Genomic DNA, 632 nt, shown 5'->3' with positions numbered 1-632 from the left:
GTATCCCAAAAATTTCAAGAAAATGACCACTTGCTCTCCATTCAATATTGGCTACAATAGCTTAATTTTCATTCTTACTCGAGAACATTATGACTAAATCAATTTGCATTATTACAGGTAGTACATTAGGCGGTGCGGAATACGTTGCCGATCACCTCGAAAGCTGTTTAAAAGCGCAAGATTTTGAAGTGGAATTATTCAACCAAGCAACCTTGGAGGATATTCAGCAGCAAGCGCATTTAATTGTGGTGACTTCAACCCATGGCGCAGGCGAATTGCCGGATAACATCAAACCGTTATTTGACGAACTGGCGGCAAGCGATTTAGATCTTAGCGGTATGAAGTTCGGTGTGGTCGGTTTAGGCAGCACTGATTATGATACATTCTGCCATTCGGTGGATATCGTTGAAAACAGCCTGACCGCAAAAGGTGCGAAACGGGTATGTGAGTCGGTTCGCATTGATGTGGCAAACAATTTTGACCACGACGGCACCGCAGAAGAATGGCTGCCAAGTTTTGTTGAGCAGTTATAACGGGCATAGTAGACAAAAAGGTTGGTGTTTTGCAAAACTATGCCTCTATTGGACAAAAGAGTTGGTAATAATTATTTTTAGATCATCATTACTGATCTA

Annotated in this window: 1 protein-coding gene; it reads left to right on the top strand. The window is 41.6% G+C overall.

What is annotated here, in order from left to right:
* The first annotated feature begins 89 nt into the window (after positions 1-89).
* Positions 90-533 (top strand): FMN-binding protein MioC, encoded by a 444-nt coding sequence (gene mioC / locus HMPREF0027_RS11240; protein WP_005625482.1) that lies wholly within the window; start codon positions 90-92, stop codon positions 531-533.
* Positions 534-632: the final 99 nt, after the last annotated feature.

Origin of the sequence: Actinobacillus ureae ATCC 25976, assembly GCF_000188255.1 — a bacterium.
GTDB lineage: Bacteria > Pseudomonadota > Gammaproteobacteria > Enterobacterales > Pasteurellaceae > Actinobacillus > Actinobacillus ureae.
Note: the sequence above shows the minus strand (reverse complement) of the source record. Positions and strands in the feature narration are given on the sequence as shown.